This window comes from Salinivibrio sp. EAGSL, from assembly GCF_013366455.1.
Classification (GTDB): domain Bacteria; phylum Pseudomonadota; class Gammaproteobacteria; order Enterobacterales; family Vibrionaceae; genus Salinivibrio; species Salinivibrio costicola.
Window position 1 is genome coordinate 136,278 of sequence record NZ_JABWMG010000002.1, and the last position, 17,862, is coordinate 154,139.

Sequence of the window (17,862 nt, forward strand, 5' to 3'; positions counted from 1 at the left end):
CCTCCAATAGCGCCACTTAATAGCGCAACGCGTGGTCGGCAAGCAGCACCACAAAGGTCGCGAAGATATGCCATATCGAAAACTTAAAAGTCTGCCACGCGATGCCTTTTTGCGACTGGGTTTTCAGTCGCCAAGCATAGCCGACAAAAGCGAGGTTAAGGGCAGTCGCGCCCACCAGATATAGCCAACCACTCATCCCGGTCAGCCAAGGGAAAATCCCCACCACCACCAGCAATAAGGTGTAAAGCAAAACCATGGTCTGAGTAAAGCGAACCCCGTGGGTGACGGGCAGCATCGGCACATCGGCTTTGGCATAATCATGGCGCCGATGAATCGCCAGCGCCCAAAAGTGGGGCGGCGTCCACGTGAATATAATCATCACCAGCAGCAGCGCATGCGCGTGGACCTCGCCTGTCACCGCCGTCCAACCAAGTAGTGGCGGCATTGCGCCGGCCAAACCGCCAATGACAATGTTTTGCGGTGTCGCGGGTTTAAGCCACTGGGTGTATACCAACGCATAACCCACCAGGCTGGCAAAGGTCAACCACGCGGTGAGCGGATTCAGCCACCAACAGGTAATAAAGCCGCTCACCATCAGTGCCACCGCAAACACCAAAGCGGCGCCTTGACTGACACGGCCTTCAGCAACGGGACGATGGCGAGTACGCTGCATTTTGGTATCAATTTTCCAATCAATCACGTGATTAAACACCGCCGCAGCACTGGCTTGTGCGCCAATGCCAAATAATCCCACCAGCACCGCCGACCAGGGTGGCCAGCCGGGCGTGGCTAAACACATCCCCACCAGCGCGGTGAGAAGCAGCATGGCGACCACGCGCGGTTTGGTGAGCTCGTAATAATCACGCCAATTAGCGCCAGTAGGCGTCGATACATTAGCGGTGCGTTGATACTGTGCCATGGTGAGATCCTTGTCGGGCCGACGGTGAAAGACATAAAAACCGGGAGAGCAGTAATATGGCCAGTAGCGACAATCCACCGAGGTTATGCGCCACCGCCACACTTAGCGGCAGCAACGCGACCACGTTGGTCACGCCCAACGTAATTTGAATCGCCAACACACCACTCACTGCCATTGCCAGCGCACGCGCCCCAGCACGCCACAGCATCCATGCCCAAGCGAGCACTAATGCGGTGACCACCATGGCGCCGAGACGGTGCGTGGCATGAATGGTCACCCGCTCGGCATGATTCAGTACGCCAAACTGGTAGGTCTCGCTGTGAGGGCTGATAGGATTAAACGCCGAGGGGGTGAAAAGCTGCCACCAAGGGCTTTCGCAGATAGGTAACTGCGTACAGACCGTGGCGGCATAATTTGCTGAGGTCCAACCGCCCAATCCTATCTGTATGATCACGGCGACCACTGCCACACTGCCCACGCGGCGTGCGGGCGGCGATATTTGCATAACGGGCAGCTTGATTGCCCCTGCCAACACCGCAAGCCAAGCCAGCAAACACACCGTAGTGAAGCCACCGAGCAAATGTGCTATCACCACCACCGGCATTAAGCTTAAGGTGACCGTCCACATCCCGAGCGCCGCTTGCATGACTACCACCACACTCAGCAGCGTGGTCAGCGGCCGTAACGCCCGATAATCGGAGCGTCGCCAGCTTATCCAAGTCAACGCAAAAATAGCCAATGCTAAGGTGCCTGCGACATAGCGGTGCAGCATTTCATTCCACGCTTTCGTCACATCCAAGGGCGCGTCGGGGAACCGCAACATCGCCACCGATTGCGCAGTTCCACTGTCGGGCACGCCCAAGTGGCCATAACATCCGGGCCAATCAGGGCAGCCAAGTCCGGCTTCAGTTAAACGGGTAAACGCGCCCAGCCCAACCACCAGCACGGCCAGTATCAGTGTCGATAAGACGGCGAGTTGGTAGCGACGTGTTGCCATAATCAGCCTACCTTAGACAACTTGAGAAGCCGTTTGAGATCGCGCAATAAGCCTTTACCTTGCGCAATCCACTGGGTGTTATCATCACTGACTGGATAGGCCAGCACCACATTGTTCATCGGATCGCTAAGATAAATGGTATTTTTATCAAATGCTTGCTGCTGCCATGCCTGCGCCTGCTCGGTCGTCAAAGTTTGCCATGTCAGTACCTCCGGCGCTTTCGGTGCAGTACTTGTCAGGGCCACGCTAGTGACGCGATCGCGCTCTTTACCCACCGCAATAGGAATTTGCGTTAACTGAAAAAGGGCTTGCTCACACACCAAGTCACACTGTTCTGGCACCCGATAAATCAACCGCCACTGCCCTTGCTCGGGTAACCAATTCAAGGTCGCTGGCTCAGCAAGAAACTGGCCGTAATTGGTGACACCTTTTTGGTACCAACTTTGCTCGAGCACTAATTTGGCCACCACCACCGGCAGTATAAAGATCCCTATCAATGCCACGACAAGCATGCGTCCTTTCATTCGCACTCCTTCCTTTGTGTTTTGTGCCACCATATGCCCGCACCGATACCGACTGCGAGAGCCATCAGTGCCCATTGCAAGGCATAGCCATAGTGCTTCGTCGGCGGCATCACCACTGGCTGCCACACCGGCCTCACCCCTGCTTGCGCCAAGGCATCCCGGCTCGGCGCTGTCACATCCACCAGTTTTTCTGCCCGTATCAGCCACTGCACCTCTAGCGCGGGTAGTCGTGCCTGCAATGTGGGTAAATCAATGCGTTGTACCCGCACCGGCCAGGTTTGCGTTTCCGTCTGTTGCTTAAGCACAACGCGCTTTGACGGTGTGTCAGCAAATCCGAACAGTTGATAGCGCGATGCTAACGTGGGTACGTCCGGCAATGCACGAAGCGCAGGCGCGGCCATCCAGCCCAATTCAACCAACCACCACTGCGATGGCTGCTGGCTTGGAATAAAAGGAAGAAAAAGGCGATAGCCTACGCGGCCTTGGTGAATCTGATTGTCGAGCCACACGGCGAACTCGGGGCGAAACTGGCCATCGATCACCAGGTATTGCCCTTTTTGCACCGAGCCTGTGAGTGATTGTGGTGTTTGGTTGGCGTCAAACCGTGCCAGATGTTGGGCTTTTTGCGCGCCACGCGTCCATTGCCAATGGCTTAACTTGACGAGCAGCAAGACCACAACCACAGTCAATATCAGAAATCCCATTCGTCGTCCTTGTTTCATACTTACCCATTGCGCGAAGGAGCGCTTATGTTGATCAAAGCCATTCTGATTTGTTTACTGGTTTTTATTTTGTTTAACCTCTTTCGTGCCTTGCCCGTGTTATTAAAAGGCGATAATTCAGTGCCTTTATCCCGTTATCTCGGTCGCCGGGTGCTGTTTTCCGTGATTGTCTTCGTGTTATTGCTGATTGCGCTCTCCATGGGCTGGGTTGCCCCCAATCCGCGCCCATACTGAGTTAAAGAATGTAAACCAACACAAACAAGCACAGCCACACCACATCCACAAAGTGCCAATACCACGCACTGGCTTGAAAGCCAAAGTGATGCTCAGGACTAAAATGTCCACGCATCACGCGCAACCAAATAACCAAGAGCATTACGGTTCCCAAGGTCACGTGTAAACCATGGAAGCCCGTCAGTAAGTAGAAGGTGTTGCCATACACGCCTGAATCGAGGCGCAAGTTCATTTCTTGATAGGCATGCACATACTCTTCGCCTTGAAAGAACATAAACACCGCCCCAAGTAAGACGGTCGCCAGTAAAAATCCCTTCAGCCGTCCGCGTTGGTTTTTTTCAATCGCAGTATGGGCAATATGGAGCGTGACCGACGAGGTCAGGAGGATCAGCGTGTTAAGCAAGGGCAGTCCCATCGCGGGCATTGCCGTGGTTTCTATCCCGCCCGGTGTGACAGTCAGTGGCCACTGGGCAACAAAATCCGGCCACAATACCGCCGCGGTCATCGCATTATTGCTGGCCCCGCCTAGCCAAGGTACGGCGATAAAGCGGGCGTAAAAGAGCGCACCAAAGAAGGCACCAAAAACATCACCTCAGAGAAAATAAACCAGCTCATTCCTTGGCGAAAAGAACGGTCCATTTGAGCCGAGTAGAGGCCTTGCATGGATTCGCGGATCACATCGCGAAACCAGCCGGTCAGCATCACCACAATCAGTACGGTGCCCGCAAGCAACAACCAAGGGCCGTATCCCCCAAACAAGCCGCCTACCGTGGCACCGGCCCCTGCCGCAATTAAAAACAGCGCCATCGCACCGACAATCGGCCATATACTGGCAGCTGGGACGTAGTAACGTTCAGGCGTCGCCATGATCGCCTCCTTATTCCTTGGCACTGGCGGTGACATCAAACAGCGTATAGGCCAGCGTTAAATGGTTAATGTCATCCGGCAGCTCAGGATCCACATAAAACACCAGGGGCAACGCCGCGTCCTCGCCACGTGGCAATGGCTGCCGGTTAAAACAAAAGCATTCAATCTTGTTAAAGTATTGCGCGGCTATCCCCGGTGAGACCGAGGGTACGGCTTGACCAATGGTGTCATAGCGTGCGTTATTCGTTGCGAGATAATTAATCGTGTGAGTCGCACCAGGGTGCACTTGCATCTGGTTGACTTGGGGCTCAAATGTCCAACGCATCCCCGGATTGGTGTAGGCAATAAATTCAATGGTCACCAAGCGATCTTGGTTAATGCCAGCACTGGATGCGGCCGCCTCGGTATCCGTTTTGCCATTAATGCCCGTCACGTCGCAAAACACGTCGTAGAGCGGAACTAAGGCAAAGGCAAAACCAAACATACCCACGGCGAGCAACAGTAGACGACGAGCGGAGCGCGTTGATTTAGTGACCATAGCGCGCTTCCTCCAGATCCGGCGGTGTCTCAAAGGTGTGGTAAGGCGCGGGCGATGGCACGGTCCACTCCAGACCTTCGGCCCCCTCCCAAGGTTTAGCGGCAGCAGGCTCGCCACCACGCGCGCATTTAATGACGACGGCTAAAAAGATGAGTTGCGACAAACCAAAGGCAAAGCCACCAATGCTGACAATGGCGTTCACGTCGGCAAACTGCAGGGCATAATCGGGGATCCGGCGTGGCATGCCTGCGAGGCCGAGAAAATGCATCGGAAAAAAAAGAATATTGACGGAAATCACTGAGCACCAAAAATGCCACTGTGCCAGGGTTTCATTAAACATATGCCCAGTCCATTTAGGCAGCCAGTAATAGGCGGCTGCCATGATCGAGAACACCGCCCCTGAGACTAAAACATAGTGAAAGTGCGCCACCACAAAGTAGGTGTCGTGGTACTGAAAATCAGCCGGTGTGATCGCCAACATTAGCCCAGAAAACCCGCCAATGGTAAATAAGACGATAAATGCAATCGCAAACAGCATCGGCACTTCAAACGTTAGCGAGCCTCGCCACATGGTCGCCACCCAGTTAAACACTTTGACCCCAGTCGGCACCGAGATCAGCATGGTACAGAACATGAAAAACAGCTCGGCAAACACCGGCATCCCGGTAGTGAACATATGATGTGCCCATACCAGAAAGCTTAATCCTGCAATCGAGGCGGTGGCATACACCATGGAGCTGTAACCAAATAGCCGTTTGCGTGAGAACGCCGGCACGATGGCCGAGATAATGCCAAAACTGGGCAAAATCATGATGTAAACTTCTGGGTGACCAAAGAACCAGAAAATGTGCTGGAACAAAACCGGATCACCGCCCCCCGCTGCATCAAAAAAGCTGGTGCCAAAGTATTTATCGGTCAGCACCATGGTCGCTGCTCCCGCTAATACCGGCATCACCGCAATCAGCAAAAAGGCGGTTATCAGCCAGGTCCAGACAAACAGCGGCATTTTCATATAGGTCATGCCAGGCGCGCGCATATTGATAATTGTCACAATCACATTGATCGCCCCCATAATGGAGCTGATCCCCATAATATGTAGGGCAAACACAAATAAGCCGGTGCTATCGGGGCTATAGGTAGTCGACAGTGGCGCGTAGAAGGTCCAGCCAAAGTTGGGGCCGCCACCTTCCATAAATAACGAGCCGATCAACAATAGAAACGCAAACGGCAGAATCCAAAAGCTCCAGTTATTCATCCGTGGTAGCGCCATATCCGGCGCCCCTATCATCATCGGCACCATCCAGTTAGCGAGCCCAGTAAAGGCAGGCATGACCGCGCCAAACACCATAATCAAACCATGAACCGTAGTCATTTGATTAAAAAAGTTGGGCTCTATCAGTTGCAGGCCGGGCTGGAATAATTCCGCACGGATCACCATTGCCATCGCGCCACCCAGCAAAAACATGGTGAAGCTGAAAATCAGATACATGGAGCCGATGTCTTTGTGGTTAGTGGTCAGCACCCAGCGCATGATGCCGCGCGGTTTATGGTGGTGGTCGTCATGAACGGATTCTGGCGTTGTATCTGTCATAGTGCGCTCCTAAAGCTCTTCGCCCGACATCACCGCGTTAACCTGAGCGGCTTGTACCGTCTCGCCGGTGTCATTGCCCCACGCATTGCGCTCGTACGTCACTACCGCTGCTAACTCTTTGAGTGACAATTGCGGTCCAAACGCTTGCATGGCGGTGCCGGCTTTGCCGTTGACGACAATATCGATATGATCGACCAATCGATTTGGTTGCGTCGCAATCTCAGCATCCGCTAACGCTGGGAATACGCCAGGCATGCCTTGCCCTTCACTTTGATGGCACATGCCGCAGCGGCTGTCATAGACTTGTTTGCCCAGCGCCATCAGTTCATCCATCGGCATTTCCATCCCCAATAAGCGTTGCTCTTCTTCGCGAGCTTGTTGCTGAGTGAGTGCGGTTTTTTGCACCCAAGCATCAAATTCTTCTTGCGGCTTGGCGATCACCACAATTGGCATAAAACCGTGGTCTTTACCGCACAGCTCGGCACACTGCCCACGATAAATACCGGGTTTGTCGATTTTGGTCCAAGCCTCATTGATAAACCCAGGGTTGGCATCCTTTTTCACCGCGAAGGCCGGTACCCACCAAGAATGAATCACATCTTGCGACGTGATCAAAAAGCGCACCTTGCGTCCCACCGGTAACACCAAGGGTTGGTCGACTTCTAACAAATAGTTATCGCGTTTTTGTCTTTCGTTGCGGATCTGTTCAGGGCTAGAGGCAAGCAAGGAGAAAAAGGCAACATCGTGATCAAAGTAGCGGTAATGCCACTTCCATTGTGAGCCAGTCACTTGAACGGTTAAATCAGGCTTGGTGGTATCTTCCATATCGAGTAAGACTTGGGTGGCGGGGATCGCCATACCCACCAAAATGAGAAACGGTACGAGCGTCCACGCAATTTCTACCTTGGTACTTTCATGAAACGAAGCAGGCTTGGCGCCTTTGGATTTACGATGGCGGATAATGGCCCAAAACATTACGCCGAACACCAATACCCCTATCGCCACGCAAATATAGAAAATCGTCATATGCAGGTCATACACCTGCTGACTGATGGCCGTGACCCCTTGAGTCAGATTCCACCCTTCACGTTCGGCAGCCTGCACTTGCCCAGGCAGCAAAGCCATTCCCGATGCCAGTATTGGTTTATGGTAGCTCGACACGGCCCCCTCCTGCCCGCAGGCATGAATGCATTGCACCTTTGCTTAAACCCACGCAGCTTAAGCAAAGGTTAAGGAAACAACGCGATACATACGATCACAAAAATTAACGTTTTGTTTACATTCAATCTAGGAGAGGTTTGCCCAAAGGACAAAAAATAGACAAAGAAAGATCGTGAGGCTAAGCACAGACTGAAAAGCGAAAGGCGGCATCCGCGCCGCGCTAGATCTCAATATGCAACACCATCGGGGTAAAACGCAGACGATAACGCGGCATCGCCGCCAGTGCGCGCTGCCAAAAACGCCACCTTGGGCAAGGTTTATCAAGTGGGGAGTGTTCTTCAACCCGACAGGCCCAGGGCAAGGCTTGAATGATCGCCATACGCGGATCGGCAAAACCATGTTGATAAGATTCACACCCCAGTTTCTGGCCGATCCGGCTATGGCACTTATCTCCCGCTAAGACTAAACAGGCCTCAACTTGCGGAAAATAGCGACTAATATGCTGGCAAAATGCAGAAATTTCTTGGTTGGTGCACTCAAGTAAGGCTTGATCGCAAATTAACATGGTCGGATGACCCGCAGGGACCGCCAGTTGCGCCAGCCAATCAAGCTGTTTGACCGACCCTTGCACCATTCGGAAACGCTCACTGGTGTGGAATAAACGCTCTCGCCATAACAAGGTTTCGTCAACATCGACTTCTAACCAACGACAACGGCCGTTATCCAGTCGATAAAAGCGGGTATCTAACCCACCACCAACATTAATGATCCATGCCGTGGGATGCTGAGCAAGAAACTGTTTAACAATGGCATCACACTGGCTAGTGAGCGTGGCATAAAGAAGCTGGGTTTGATCGAGATTGTGCCAATCACATTCGGGCTGCATGACACACCCTTGGCATGCGGCGGCCGCCATGGGGTCATAGATCACACCATTGTCAGTCAGGCTCTCACGACTGCGCAGCCACATAGGCTTAAATAGCTTACTGGGAACAGAATGCTGTTGCGTACGCACGGACACCTCCACACACGATAATCAAGGATGATAATAATTATCGTTTAAATGTAGAGAAATGCAAAGATGTTTTTTTAACCGCATTCCATTGGCGGACATCAATGTCCGCCAACGTGAGAAATCACATCCAATCGGTATTACGAATCACACCAACAGCAACACCTTCAATCGTCAGTGATTGTGCAGTTAAATCCACCGAGATCGGCATAAATTCATCGTTTTCAGCATGAAGAACAACATTCGACCCTTTCTTCTCTAGCCGTTTGACGGTGACATCGTCATCCACTCGCGCGACGACCACTTGGCCATTATGTACGTCTTGTGTTTTGTGCACCGCCAGTAAGTCACCGTCAAGAATGCCAATATCTTTCATGCTCATGCCGCTAACTCGCAGTAAAAAGTCGGCACTTGGCTTAAACAAGGCTGGATCGACCTGATAGAGGCTCTCAACATGCTCTTGTGCCAAGATGGGCTCACCCGCCGCGACACGGCCAATTAAAGGCAAGCCTTGGTCATCAGGCGTCACCACTTCTTCTTCGCTAATTAAGCGAATACCGCGTGATGCCCCGGGAATAATCTCGAGTACGCCTTTGCGCGCCAACGCTTTCAAATGCTCTTCGGCAGCGTTCGCGGAGCGAAACCCCAGCTGACGGGCGATTTCGGCACGTGTTGGGGGCATCCCTGTGTCTTCAATATGGGTTTTAATCAGCTCGAAGATTTGTTGCTGTCTCGCGGTTAACGGCTTCATGCTCTTACCTGTCTTTTTATACAGTTAACTGTGAGTATATCCAGTAACATACGGCTTGAAAAGGACTAATTATAGACACGAGAAGCGGATCTCATTGTCGGTAGCCGATTCAAACGCGCGCAATCTCGCGTCAATTCTCTGCCTTTGGTTGCAAGTTCGCAGCCATTTTCTGCTATCCTTGGCGCGCATTTTGAATTTGAGGCACTGACAATCATGGCGCTCTGGCAAAAGATTTATTACAAGCTATTGAATTTGCCGCTTTCTGCCTGGGTAAAAACCCAATGTATCCCCTCTGAACCGGTCGAGCAGCTAAACCTGTCTCTCGCACGTCCTATTGTGTACGTGTTGCCGTTTCAGTCTCATTCGGATTTATTAACGCTACGGCGAACCTGTTTACGTCAAGGATTACCGGATCCATTAAAGCCCCTCATTATTGGCGATACCACACTGCCGCGCTATGTCTTTATTAGTCACGGTCGTAAGGTCTTTTCCGCGGATCAAGACTTGCCCAAACGCTCCTTAGCGCATTTTCAAGATCTGCTGCGCTTACATCGTCAAGATAGTGAATTGGATATCCAGCTGGTTCCCGCTTCCGTGTTGTGGCAACGCGATCCGGGTAACGAAACACAACGCCACCAAGCAACGCTGCACGCAATGAATGGGCCAGAAAAATTCTGGACCATCCTTACGCGTGGCCGTGATGGCATGGTGCGGTTAAGCCAAGCGGTATCCTTGCGCTATATGGCGGATAAACACGGCACCGATCAGGCGATCGCCCATAAACTGGCGCGAGTGGCAATGATCCACTTTTCGCGGCAAAAACTCGCGGCTTCAGGCCCACGCTTACCTAATCGTGCTTTGCTCTTCAAACGCCTACTGGCGTCAAAGGCCATCGACAAAGTCGTCCACGATGAAGCACAAAGCCGTGATGTGTCAGTTGAAAAAGTTCGTAAAGAAGCCGTCGACATGATGGAAGAGATTGCGGCAAACTTTTCGTATCGTTTGATTCGATACAGCGACCGCATTCTAACCTGGCTTTGGAATAAACTGTATCAAGGCCTTCATGTTAACAATGCCGAACGGGTTCGCCAGCTGGCGCAAGATGGTCACGAGATTGTCTATGTGCCTTGCCATCGCTCGCACATGGATTACTTGCTGCTCTCTTACGTACTGTATAAAGAAGGCTTAGTGCCGCCGCATATTGCCGCGGGCGTCAACCTCAACTTCTTCCCTGCCGGGCCGCTCTTCCGTCGCGGTGGCGCCTTTTTTATTCGCCGCAGTTTTAAAGGCAATCGCTTATATTCCACCGTTTTTCGTGAATACTTGGCCGAGTTGTTTGCCCGCGGTTATTCGGTCGAATATTTCGCTGAAGGCGGGCGCTCGCGCACTGGTCGCTTACTGTCGGCCAAAACGGGGATGTTATCGATGACCTTGCAAGCCATGCTGCGCGGGCAACAGCGTCCTATCACCTTAGTGCCTGTCTATATCGGCTACGAGCATGTGATGGAAGTGAACACTTATGCCAAAGAGCTACAGGGCCAGCGTAAAGAAAAAGAGAGCTTTGGTCAGGTACTCGGGATCGTGCGTAAGTTGCGCAATTATGGCCTTGGCTATGTCAACTTCGGTGAGCCGATTGCGCTCAATCAACACCTCAATGAGAAAGTGCCAGATTGGCATGATTATATTGATCCAATGGAGCCTCAAAAGCCGGCTTGGATGAACCCAGTGGTGAGTGAGTTAGCGACCAAGGTCATGACCCATATCAACGATGCCGCCGCGACCAATGCGCTGAACCTCTGTGCGACCGCGCTGCTCGCCTCGCGCCAACGAGCCCTGAGCAGAGAAGCCTTAGAAGCACAGCTTGCGGTCTATCAAGGCCTACTGACTCAGGCCCCATATTCCACCAGTAGCAGTGTCCCACAAGCCTCGCCGGTAGAATTGGTCGAGCATGCGTTGTCGTTAAATAAACTGGTGGTCGAGAAAGACACCATGGGTGAAGTCATTTCGCTTGACCGCCAGCAAGCCATCTTAATGACTTACTATCGCAATAATGTGATCCACCTAGTGGCACTGCCATCACTGATTGCACAAATCCTGGTAACCCACCAAACCATCAGTCAATCCGGCTTGCGGGCTTGTGTGCAGCAGTTGTATCCCTTGCTCAAAGCAGAACTCTTTATGAGCTTTGATGATGCCGGACTCGACAGCTACTTTGATGCACTCTTACATGCCATGCATGCGCAGTCCTTGTTGTGCTGTGAGGGCGACAAAGTCACCATGAATAATGCCAAGCTCGGCGAGCTACAATTACTCGGCCGTACCATTGCCGAAACCCTGCAGCGCTATGCCATTACCTTGACCTTGTTCACCCATCAGCCACACATTGATAAGCGCGATTTGGAAAAACACAGCCAAATGCTAGCGCAACGACTCAGCCGTTTGCATGGTATCAATGCGCCTGAGTTTTTCGATAAACAGGTCTTTACCATCTTTATCGATACCCTGCGCGAGCAAGGCTATTTAGACGATGATGCCAAAGCCAATGCTGAGCGCATCCAGGCCTTAAATGACTTTGTCTGTGGTTTGATCTCACCAGAAGTGCAATTAACAATTCAAGCCGTGCTAAATCAGCCGCTGAATGAAAGCCAGCCTGATGATAGCTAACAGGGTACCGTCAGCTTGTAGTGCCCATAAGCTCTTGGTTTTCATAAGCTCTTGGTTACCATAAGATATTGATTAAAAAGCTATTGACGGCCAGAAACAGTTAGATACTTAAAAAAAGGCGCTTCATTCAGAAGCGCCTTTTTAGTGTCTCGTTGTTGATGATAAGAGCGACAACATTAACCGTAAATACCGGCCAAAACACCAATGAATACCACTAAACCGACATAGTTATTGTTTAAAAAAGCCTGAAAACATGCCATGCGTTCCCGTTCACGGGCAAGATAGTGTTGATAAACAAATAGCGCAAAGGCCGCTAATAGGCTCCATTGGTAACCGGCCGCCAGCTCTAGCCATTGCCCGGCGAGCATCAATAGCGCAAGCGTCAATAACTGCAATACACCAACCGCGGCTTTATCCCAACGTCCGAACAAGATGGCGGTCGATTTAATCCCAATCTTTAGATCATCATCGCGGTCCACCATGGCGTACAAGGTGTCGTAAGCAATAGTCCAGCAAATATTGGCCATAAATAGCAGCCAAATCACCGGAGGGAGTGCCCCTTGTGCCGCGGCAAACGCCATCGGGATCGCCCAGCTAAACGCCAGCCCCAACACCAGCTGGGGAAGATGGGTATAGCGCTTCATAAACGGGTAAATAAACGCCAGCGCCACCCCAACAAACGAGAGCTGAATGGTGAGCGTATTTTGGGTTAATACCAATAAAAATGCACCTAACACTAGCGCAATAAAGAAACCCAGCGCTTCTTTCTCGCCAATCCGCCCTGAGGGCAAAGGGCGCGCTTTGGTGCGTTTGACGTGACCATCAAAGTGGCGATCCGCATAATCGTTAATCACGCAGCCGGCAGCACGCATCATATACACCCCGAGCACAAATACGACCAGGGTCAGCAACGCCGGCATGCCATCGGCGGCTAAAAATAACGCCCATAATGTTGGCCAGAGTAATAATAAGGTACCAATGGGACGGTCTAAACGTGCAAGCTGGCCATAAGCAGCCAATTTCGTGCTCATGCAGGCGCCTCCTTGCCATATAAGGGAGAGTGAGGCAAAAAGAGTTCGGCCACTAACATGGGTCGATTATGAAGCCAAAGACGTGAGCGACGGGCATAAAGCTGGTGTGACAAGCAAGAGACATGCGCGGTTTCAATCGCATCGCGGCGAGAGGCCCGCTGTTTAAACACATGCTGACCCAGTGGTTCGGTCCCCAGCGCGTGTAAGTGGCCACCCTGTCCCTCTAAGGTGGAAGCCGGCATTAGCGTTCGCGCACAGAGCCAAGCTTGTCCGTCACCTTTGAGGACGACTTCCCGTACCACACAGGCCTCTGGGCCAATCAAAGCGGTTTCATGATCGGTCAATTTGTCCGGCGTCAGTTGATAGACCTGGAGCACGTCGACATCGAAATCCTGACAGTGGCGTTTGAGTCGTGCCGTCATGGAGTGTGATTCTAACAACCAGCTGCCTTCTGCGGTGCGCTTTAACGCCGCAATATCGGGTCGCTCCCAGCGTGCCTGTTGCAGCGCCTCTAGATAGGTATGATTTAAGTCTGACATTATTTCCTGTGCCACATCGCGCAAAATTCGCCTGTCCGTCCCCCTATGAGGCGGACAATGTTGCTATACTCGGCGGGTAATTGTATCAGGCTGACCGCGATTGGAGAATGCGCACGGCCTACTCCTATCACATCATCAACCGAATTTTTGGGTGGCTATGAGTAAACGACAACCCCTATTGATGGTACTGCTGAGCCTGTTGTTATGGGTCAGTACCGCCGTCCAGGCACAAGAAGAAGGCAGTAACGGCAGCCAAGCAAAGTACAGTTACTTTTCCTTAGAGCCTGAAATTACCACCAATTATGTCACCGAAGGCCCACGGCTCGGTTTTATCAAGGTGAAAGTTGAATTGATGGTTGATGACCCTAAGTGGGTCAGCGAGCTGGAATACCACTCGCCGCTGATCCGCGATGTCATCATAGAAACCTTGGCGCAACAGACCGCGAGCAAAATTAAATCGCTGTCGGGACGCGAAGCGATTCGCAAAGCATGCCTAGAAAAGGTCAACGCGCTTCTTCTTGCCGAAACCAATCGCAGAATGCTGGCCGACCTTTTATTTACCAAGTACCTCTATCAGTAATCACCCAACTGATGGCATATCCTCAGAGACGGCATGGCTGATCACCTCTAGGTGGCTGCCTTGTGCCGCTAACATCTCCTGAATTTGCGCGGGCGGAGTGACATCGGTAAAGACCATATCCAGTTGGGTAATATTGCCTAAGTTCACCATCGCATTACGGCCAAATTTAGTATGGTCAGCGGCCAACATCACACAGCGGCTATTGTCTAAAATGGCTTTTTTAACCCGCACCTCATGATAGTCAAAGTCCAGTAATGACCCATCATCGTCAATACCACTGATCCCCAAGATGCCAAAGTCGAGTCGAAACTGAGAGACAAAATCGAGCGTGGCCTCTCCCACAATGCCACCATCACGATTGCGTACCTCACCACCGGCAATAATCACCGTAAAATCCTGTTTCGGCATTAAGATCGCCGCCGCATTGAGGTTATTGGTGACTACCCGTAAGTTATGATGATCCAGCAATGCGCGCGCCACCGCCTCTGGGGTGGTCCCAATATCAATAAATAACGTTGCGCCGTCGGGAATATGCTGCACCAGCGCCTGAGCGATGGTGTCTTTTTCCTGTTGTTGCAATACTTTGCGGGTCGCATACGCGGTGTTTTCAGAGCTGGAGGGCACGGTGGCACCACCGTGATGGCGGCGAATTTGATTTTCTGCTGCCAATTCATTGAGATCACGTCGAATCGTTTGTGGGCTGACATTGAAGCGCTCAACCAAGTCTTCCGTGCTCACGTATCCTTGTGATTTAACCAGATCAATGATTTGCTGATGACGTTTGTTTTGCTTCACTGCATCTCCCCTTACAAAAAAAGCCCCCGCGATCACGAGGGCTTCCTAGTTTACGCATAGCCACTAGGCAATGCCAAGACAGATCATTTAGGCAGCGTGCACAGCCGCGTCACGGCGCACACGATGCTCTCCCACCCACGCGAGGCACAAGAAGAAGATGGCCAAGCCACAGCCACCGGTGAGCAGCATAAAGCCACCGTCCCAGCCAAAGTGGTCCACGGTATAACCCAGAGCAATGTTCGCGACAACCGCGCCACCTAGATAACCAAATAGTCCGGTCAGTCCTGCCGCGGTACCCGCCGCTTTTTTCGGTGCAAGCTCCAAGGCATACAGACCAATGAGCATCACGGGGCCATAAATTAAGAAGCCAATCGCAACCAGTGCCACCATATCAATGCCTGGATTGCCGGCGGGGTTAAACCAATACACCAACACAGCGACCGTCACCAGCACCATAAATAGCACCCCGGCTGGCGCACGAGCCCCTTTAAAGAACTTATCGGACATCCAACCGCACAACAGTGTGCCTGGGATACCGGCCCATTCATACAAGAAGTAGGCCCAAGACGATTTATCCACAGTAAAGCCTTTGGCTTCATCCAGGTAAACCGGCGCCCAATCGAGCACGCCATAGCGAATCAAGTAAACAAAGGCATTGGCAATCGCGATATACCACAACAGACGGTTTTTCATCACATAAGTGATAAAGATGTCTTTGGCAGACATTTCTTTTTCAAATGCTTCTTCGTCATAGTTATCCGGATAATCGTCTTTGTACTCTTCAATCGGCGGCAAGCCACACGATTGTGGGGTATCTCGCAAGGTAAACCAGATAAAGACAGCGACCAACGCAGCAAAGAATGCCGGCACATAGAAAGAAGCGCGCCAGTCGTCGTTAAACAGCCATAAACCCAGTAAGAACAAAGGACCAATCAGTCCGCCACCAATGTTATGGGCAACGTTCCAGACGGAGACTAGCTCACCACGCTCTTTCCGTGACCACCAGTGCACCATGGTGCGTCCACAAGCCGGCCAGCCCATACCTTGCACCCAGCCATTGATAAACAGCAGCACAAACATGATGGCAATACTGCTTGTCGTCCATGGCAAAAAGCCAAAGCTGAACATCACCAGTGATGACATTAACAGACCGGCACTTAAGAAATATCTTGGGTTTGAGCGATCAGACACGCTGCCCATGAGGAACTTGGACAAACCATAAGCGATGGATACCGCTGCCAATGCGACACCTAGATCGCCGCGACTAAAGCCATATTCGTCAATCAGAAACGGCATCGCCAAGCTAAAGTTTTTACGCACCAGATAATAACCGGCATAGCCGATAAAAATACCAAAAAATAATTGCCAGCGCAGTCGGGTATAAGTGTCACCGATCTGTGACTCTGGCAATCTTTGCCGGTGAGCTGCCGGCCGGAAGATTCCAAACATGGGAGGGTCCTCAGTAAGATGTACGCGATGGATTAATTAAAAAGATAAAAATCAAACAAGTGAGCAACTAAAGTTTCGATTTCGCTCAACAAATGGAATAATCACTCAAAATGAAAACCAAAACCGTGAAATCGAACATAAAAACATAGATCTAACGCAAAAAAGGCATGCGTTCGAACAAAAAAAGAGCAATTCATTGCTCTTTTTTAGGGCACAGTGGTATCAGTCGATGAACGAGGGGTTAGCGGATAGTCAGGCGTGGCGTTTTGCGTCCCATAAACCCAGGACACAACCGATGATTAAGCCAAATAAATGCGCCATATTGGCGATGTTCATGCCCATAGGCTGGAAAAATCCAATCACCAGCCATGCCAGCATAAAGATCACATAAGGTTTTTCGATGGTTAATCCACGCTCGGGAGCCAACCAAGTTAGCCACCATAAATAGCCCAGTAGCGCATAAACCACGCCGGAAAGCCCACCAAAATACGGGCCGTCTAACCAATATTGGCCTAAGCCTGAGAAAAGTGCGGCAAAGAGAAAGATCTGCATCAGCTTACTGCTACTATCGAGACGCTCAATTCGGCCTCCGAGCACCCACCACCACAACAAATTAAAGATGATGTGTAAGGCAGAAAAATGCAGCAGTGCATGGCTGAATAAACGCCATAATTGCCATTGTTGGCTGCTGTCTGCAGGAAACAGCAGACGACGCGCTACCACATCAAAGCCGCCGAGGGTCATCAGCGTAAACAAGGCCACACAGATAAACATGATACTCAAGGTAACCGGGCCAGATTTCTCTTTTACCGTTTGCCATAATCGGGCTGAGGGGTAGTGAAAGCGTGCTTGGCGCGTCTCGGCAACTTGCCAAGACGCCGCTTGATAACGACTATGTGTTGGATCGGCAATAAAACGTTCTAGCTCGTTGTCGACCCATGCTTTGTCGTCGTCATTAATCAACCAAACCGCAACGTGTGCGTCTGGCTCTGGCGCGAGCTCAAGGCTAACATCATGCGCGGCCGCGTAATCGATAAAAGCTTGTGCCAAGCGCGCATTGGGCAATACCGCGATTTTTGCATGGGCTGTCCTATTTTATATCGATCCCTGATGCGGTCGGCAGTGACTGTCGATGCCAGGCTTCAAACCCACCATGACACTATAAACCGTATCGAAGCCTTGATTGATCAAATACTGTGCCGCCCCTTGGCTACTGATCCCGTGATAACACATCACCAAGACGGGTTGATCAAAATCGACCTGATCCATAAACGCCACCAGCGTGTCGTTGGTAAGGTGATAGGCCTCTTGAGGATGCGCGACCTGAAAGGTTTGAGGATCACGAATATCCACTAATACTGCATTTTGCTGATCATCGTTCAGCATTTCCCACGCATCGGTCACAGAGATATGTGCGAACTGATCCATACCTTATACCTCTCCACTCACAAAGTTATTCCCAGCAGATGTTACACGAGGATCGCGTGC

17 protein-coding genes and 2 pseudogenes are annotated in these 17,862 nt (G+C 51.5%); 3 read left to right on the top strand and 16 right to left on the bottom strand.

Annotated features, from left to right (window positions below; translation table 11 throughout):
- Nucleotides 1–16: 16 nt before the first annotated feature.
- Genes cyoE through HLG76_RS02070 form a run of 4 tightly spaced genes read right to left on the bottom strand, consistent with a single transcriptional unit; the run spans nucleotide 17 to nucleotide 3,144 of the window.
- Nucleotides 17–919, bottom strand: a complete 903-nt coding sequence (gene cyoE / locus HLG76_RS02055) for a heme o synthase (protein WP_175992985.1) — start codon at nucleotides 917–919, stop codon at nucleotides 17–19.
- On the bottom strand, nucleotides 894–1,916 hold the full coding sequence (locus tag HLG76_RS02060; RefSeq protein WP_175992986.1) for a heme A synthase: 1,023 nt from the start codon (nucleotides 1,914–1,916) through the stop codon (nucleotides 894–896). Before HLG76_RS02060 ends, cyoE begins: the two co-directional genes overlap by 26 nt.
- A 2-nt stretch (nucleotides 1,917–1,918) precedes the next feature.
- On the bottom strand, nucleotides 1,919–2,440 hold the full coding sequence (locus HLG76_RS02065; RefSeq protein WP_077660377.1) for a hypothetical protein: 522 nt from the start codon (nucleotides 2,438–2,440) through the stop codon (nucleotides 1,919–1,921).
- Complete coding sequence (locus HLG76_RS02070) at nucleotides 2,437–3,144, bottom strand: SURF1 family protein (RefSeq protein ID WP_175992987.1); 708 nt, start codon at nucleotides 3,142–3,144, stop codon at nucleotides 2,437–2,439. The genes HLG76_RS02065 and HLG76_RS02070 overlap by 4 nt, the downstream gene beginning before the upstream one ends.
- Before the next feature lie 45 nt (nucleotides 3,145–3,189).
- Between HLG76_RS02070 and HLG76_RS02075 the strand changes: the two genes are divergently transcribed.
- Nucleotides 3,190–3,396 (top strand): DUF2909 domain-containing protein, encoded by a 207-nt coding sequence (locus HLG76_RS02075; RefSeq protein WP_077461475.1) that lies wholly within the window; start codon nucleotides 3,190–3,192, stop codon nucleotides 3,394–3,396.
- 1 nt (nucleotide 3,397) lies between these two features.
- Here HLG76_RS02075 and HLG76_RS02080 read toward each other — a convergent pair.
- The 6 genes and pseudogenes from HLG76_RS02080 to lexA all read right to left on the bottom strand — a co-directional run bounded on the left by HLG76_RS02080 (nucleotide 3,398) and on the right by lexA (nucleotide 9,316).
- A pseudogene (locus HLG76_RS02080) lies at nucleotides 3,398–4,263 on the bottom strand (cytochrome c oxidase subunit 3).
- Between the two features lie 10 nt (nucleotides 4,264–4,273).
- Nucleotides 4,274–4,801 (bottom strand): cytochrome c oxidase assembly protein, encoded by a 528-nt coding sequence (locus HLG76_RS02085; RefSeq protein ID WP_077670153.1) that lies wholly within the window; start codon nucleotides 4,799–4,801, stop codon nucleotides 4,274–4,276.
- A complete protein-coding gene (gene ctaD / locus HLG76_RS02090) occupies nucleotides 4,791–6,392 on the bottom strand; it encodes a cytochrome c oxidase subunit I (protein ID WP_077461472.1) in 1,602 nt (533 codons plus the stop codon). Before ctaD ends, HLG76_RS02085 begins: the two co-directional genes overlap by 11 nt.
- Before the next feature lie 9 nt (nucleotides 6,393–6,401).
- The gene (gene coxB / locus HLG76_RS02095; RefSeq protein WP_077576375.1) at nucleotides 6,402–7,517 is read right to left on the bottom strand and encodes a cytochrome c oxidase subunit II; all 1,116 of its coding nucleotides are present in this window, start codon (nucleotides 7,515–7,517) and stop codon (nucleotides 6,402–6,404) included.
- Nucleotides 7,518–7,773: 256 nt separating this feature from the next.
- On the bottom strand, nucleotides 7,774–8,568 hold the full coding sequence (locus tag HLG76_RS02100; RefSeq protein WP_025744362.1) for a class I SAM-dependent methyltransferase: 795 nt from the start codon (nucleotides 8,566–8,568) through the stop codon (nucleotides 7,774–7,776).
- A 121-nt stretch (nucleotides 8,569–8,689) separates the two neighbouring features.
- Nucleotides 8,690–9,316 carry a transcriptional repressor LexA gene (lexA, locus tag HLG76_RS02105; RefSeq protein ID WP_025744361.1) on the bottom strand — a complete coding sequence of 209 codons (627 nt, stop codon included), beginning with the start codon at nucleotides 9,314–9,316 and terminating at the stop codon, nucleotides 8,690–8,692.
- Between the two features lie 213 nt (nucleotides 9,317–9,529).
- Here lexA and plsB point away from each other — a divergent pair, with 213 nt between their 5' ends.
- Nucleotides 9,530–11,980: a glycerol-3-phosphate 1-O-acyltransferase PlsB gene (plsB, locus tag HLG76_RS02110; protein WP_077646533.1), complete on the top strand. Its 2,451-nt coding sequence runs from the start codon at nucleotides 9,530–9,532 to the stop codon at nucleotides 11,978–11,980.
- A 176-nt stretch (nucleotides 11,981–12,156) separates the two neighbouring features.
- On the opposite strand, the gene ubiA is transcribed toward plsB, so the two are convergent.
- Entirely contained in the window at nucleotides 12,157–13,011 is an 855-nt protein-coding gene (gene ubiA, locus HLG76_RS02115; protein WP_077461468.1) for a 4-hydroxybenzoate octaprenyltransferase, read from the bottom strand.
- The gene (locus HLG76_RS02120; protein ID WP_077576378.1) at nucleotides 13,008–13,550 is read right to left on the bottom strand and encodes a chorismate lyase; all 543 of its coding nucleotides are present in this window, start codon (nucleotides 13,548–13,550) and stop codon (nucleotides 13,008–13,010) included. The genes ubiA and HLG76_RS02120 overlap by 4 nt, the downstream gene beginning before the upstream one ends.
- A 157-nt stretch (nucleotides 13,551–13,707) precedes the next feature.
- Between HLG76_RS02120 and HLG76_RS02125 the strand changes: the two genes are divergently transcribed.
- Nucleotides 13,708–14,130 (top strand): flagellar basal body-associated protein FliL, encoded by a 423-nt coding sequence (locus tag HLG76_RS02125; protein WP_077670169.1) that lies wholly within the window; start codon nucleotides 13,708–13,710, stop codon nucleotides 14,128–14,130.
- On the opposite strand, the gene HLG76_RS02130 is transcribed toward HLG76_RS02125, so the two are convergent.
- The 4 genes and pseudogenes from HLG76_RS02130 to glpE form a co-directional block, all read right to left on the bottom strand.
- Nucleotides 14,131–14,925, bottom strand: a complete 795-nt coding sequence (locus tag HLG76_RS02130; RefSeq protein ID WP_077461465.1) for a DeoR/GlpR family transcriptional regulator — start codon at nucleotides 14,923–14,925, stop codon at nucleotides 14,131–14,133.
- An 87-nt stretch (nucleotides 14,926–15,012) separates the two neighbouring features.
- Nucleotides 15,013–16,374 (bottom strand): glycerol-3-phosphate transporter, encoded by a 1,362-nt coding sequence (gene glpT, locus HLG76_RS02135; RefSeq protein WP_077670170.1) that lies wholly within the window; start codon nucleotides 16,372–16,374, stop codon nucleotides 15,013–15,015.
- 252 nt (nucleotides 16,375–16,626) lie between these two features.
- Nucleotides 16,627–17,448 carry a rhomboid family intramembrane serine protease GlpG gene (gene glpG, locus HLG76_RS02140; protein ID WP_175993006.1) on the bottom strand — a complete coding sequence of 274 codons (822 nt, stop codon included), beginning with the start codon at nucleotides 17,446–17,448 and terminating at the stop codon, nucleotides 16,627–16,629.
- Between the two features lie 16 nt (nucleotides 17,449–17,464).
- Nucleotides 17,465–17,802, bottom strand: a pseudogene (gene glpE, locus HLG76_RS02145) (thiosulfate sulfurtransferase GlpE).
- Nucleotides 17,803–17,862: the final 60 nt, after the last annotated feature.

Coding starts and splice junctions, on each gene's coding strand:
- cyoE (WP_175992985.1), bottom strand. CDS start 919: ATGGCACAGTATCAACGCACCGCTAATGTATCGACGCCTACTGGCGCT.
- HLG76_RS02060 (WP_175992986.1), bottom strand. CDS start 1,916: ATGGCAACACGTCGCTACCAACTCGCCGTCTTATCGACACTGATACTG.
- HLG76_RS02065 (WP_077660377.1), bottom strand. CDS start 2,440: ATGAAAGGACGCATGCTTGTCGTGGCATTGATAGGGATCTTTATACTG.
- HLG76_RS02070 (WP_175992987.1), bottom strand. CDS start 3,144: ATGGGATTTCTGATATTGACTGTGGTTGTGGTCTTGCTGCTCGTCAAG.
- HLG76_RS02075 (WP_077461475.1), top strand. CDS start 3,190: ATGTTGATCAAAGCCATTCTGATTTGTTTACTGGTTTTTATTTTGTTT.
- HLG76_RS02085 (WP_077670153.1), bottom strand. CDS start 4,801: ATGGTCACTAAATCAACGCGCTCCGCTCGTCGTCTACTGTTGCTCGCC.
- ctaD (WP_077461472.1), bottom strand. CDS start 6,392: ATGACAGATACAACGCCAGAATCCGTTCATGACGACCACCACCATAAA.
- coxB (WP_077576375.1), bottom strand. CDS start 7,517: ATGGCTTTGCTGCCTGGGCAAGTGCAGGCTGCCGAACGTGAAGGGTGG.
- lexA (WP_025744361.1), bottom strand. CDS start 9,316: ATGAAGCCGTTAACCGCGAGACAGCAACAAATCTTCGAGCTGATTAAA.
- plsB (WP_077646533.1), top strand. CDS start 9,530: ATGGCGCTCTGGCAAAAGATTTATTACAAGCTATTGAATTTGCCGCTT.
- ubiA (WP_077461468.1), bottom strand. CDS start 13,011: ATGAGCACGAAATTGGCTGCTTATGGCCAGCTTGCACGTTTAGACCGT.
- HLG76_RS02120 (WP_077576378.1), bottom strand. CDS start 13,550: ATGTCAGACTTAAATCATACCTATCTAGAGGCGCTGCAACAGGCACGC.
- HLG76_RS02125 (WP_077670169.1), top strand. CDS start 13,708: ATGAGTAAACGACAACCCCTATTGATGGTACTGCTGAGCCTGTTGTTA.
- glpT (WP_077670170.1), bottom strand. CDS start 16,374: ATGTTTGGAATCTTCCGGCCGGCAGCTCACCGGCAAAGATTGCCAGAG.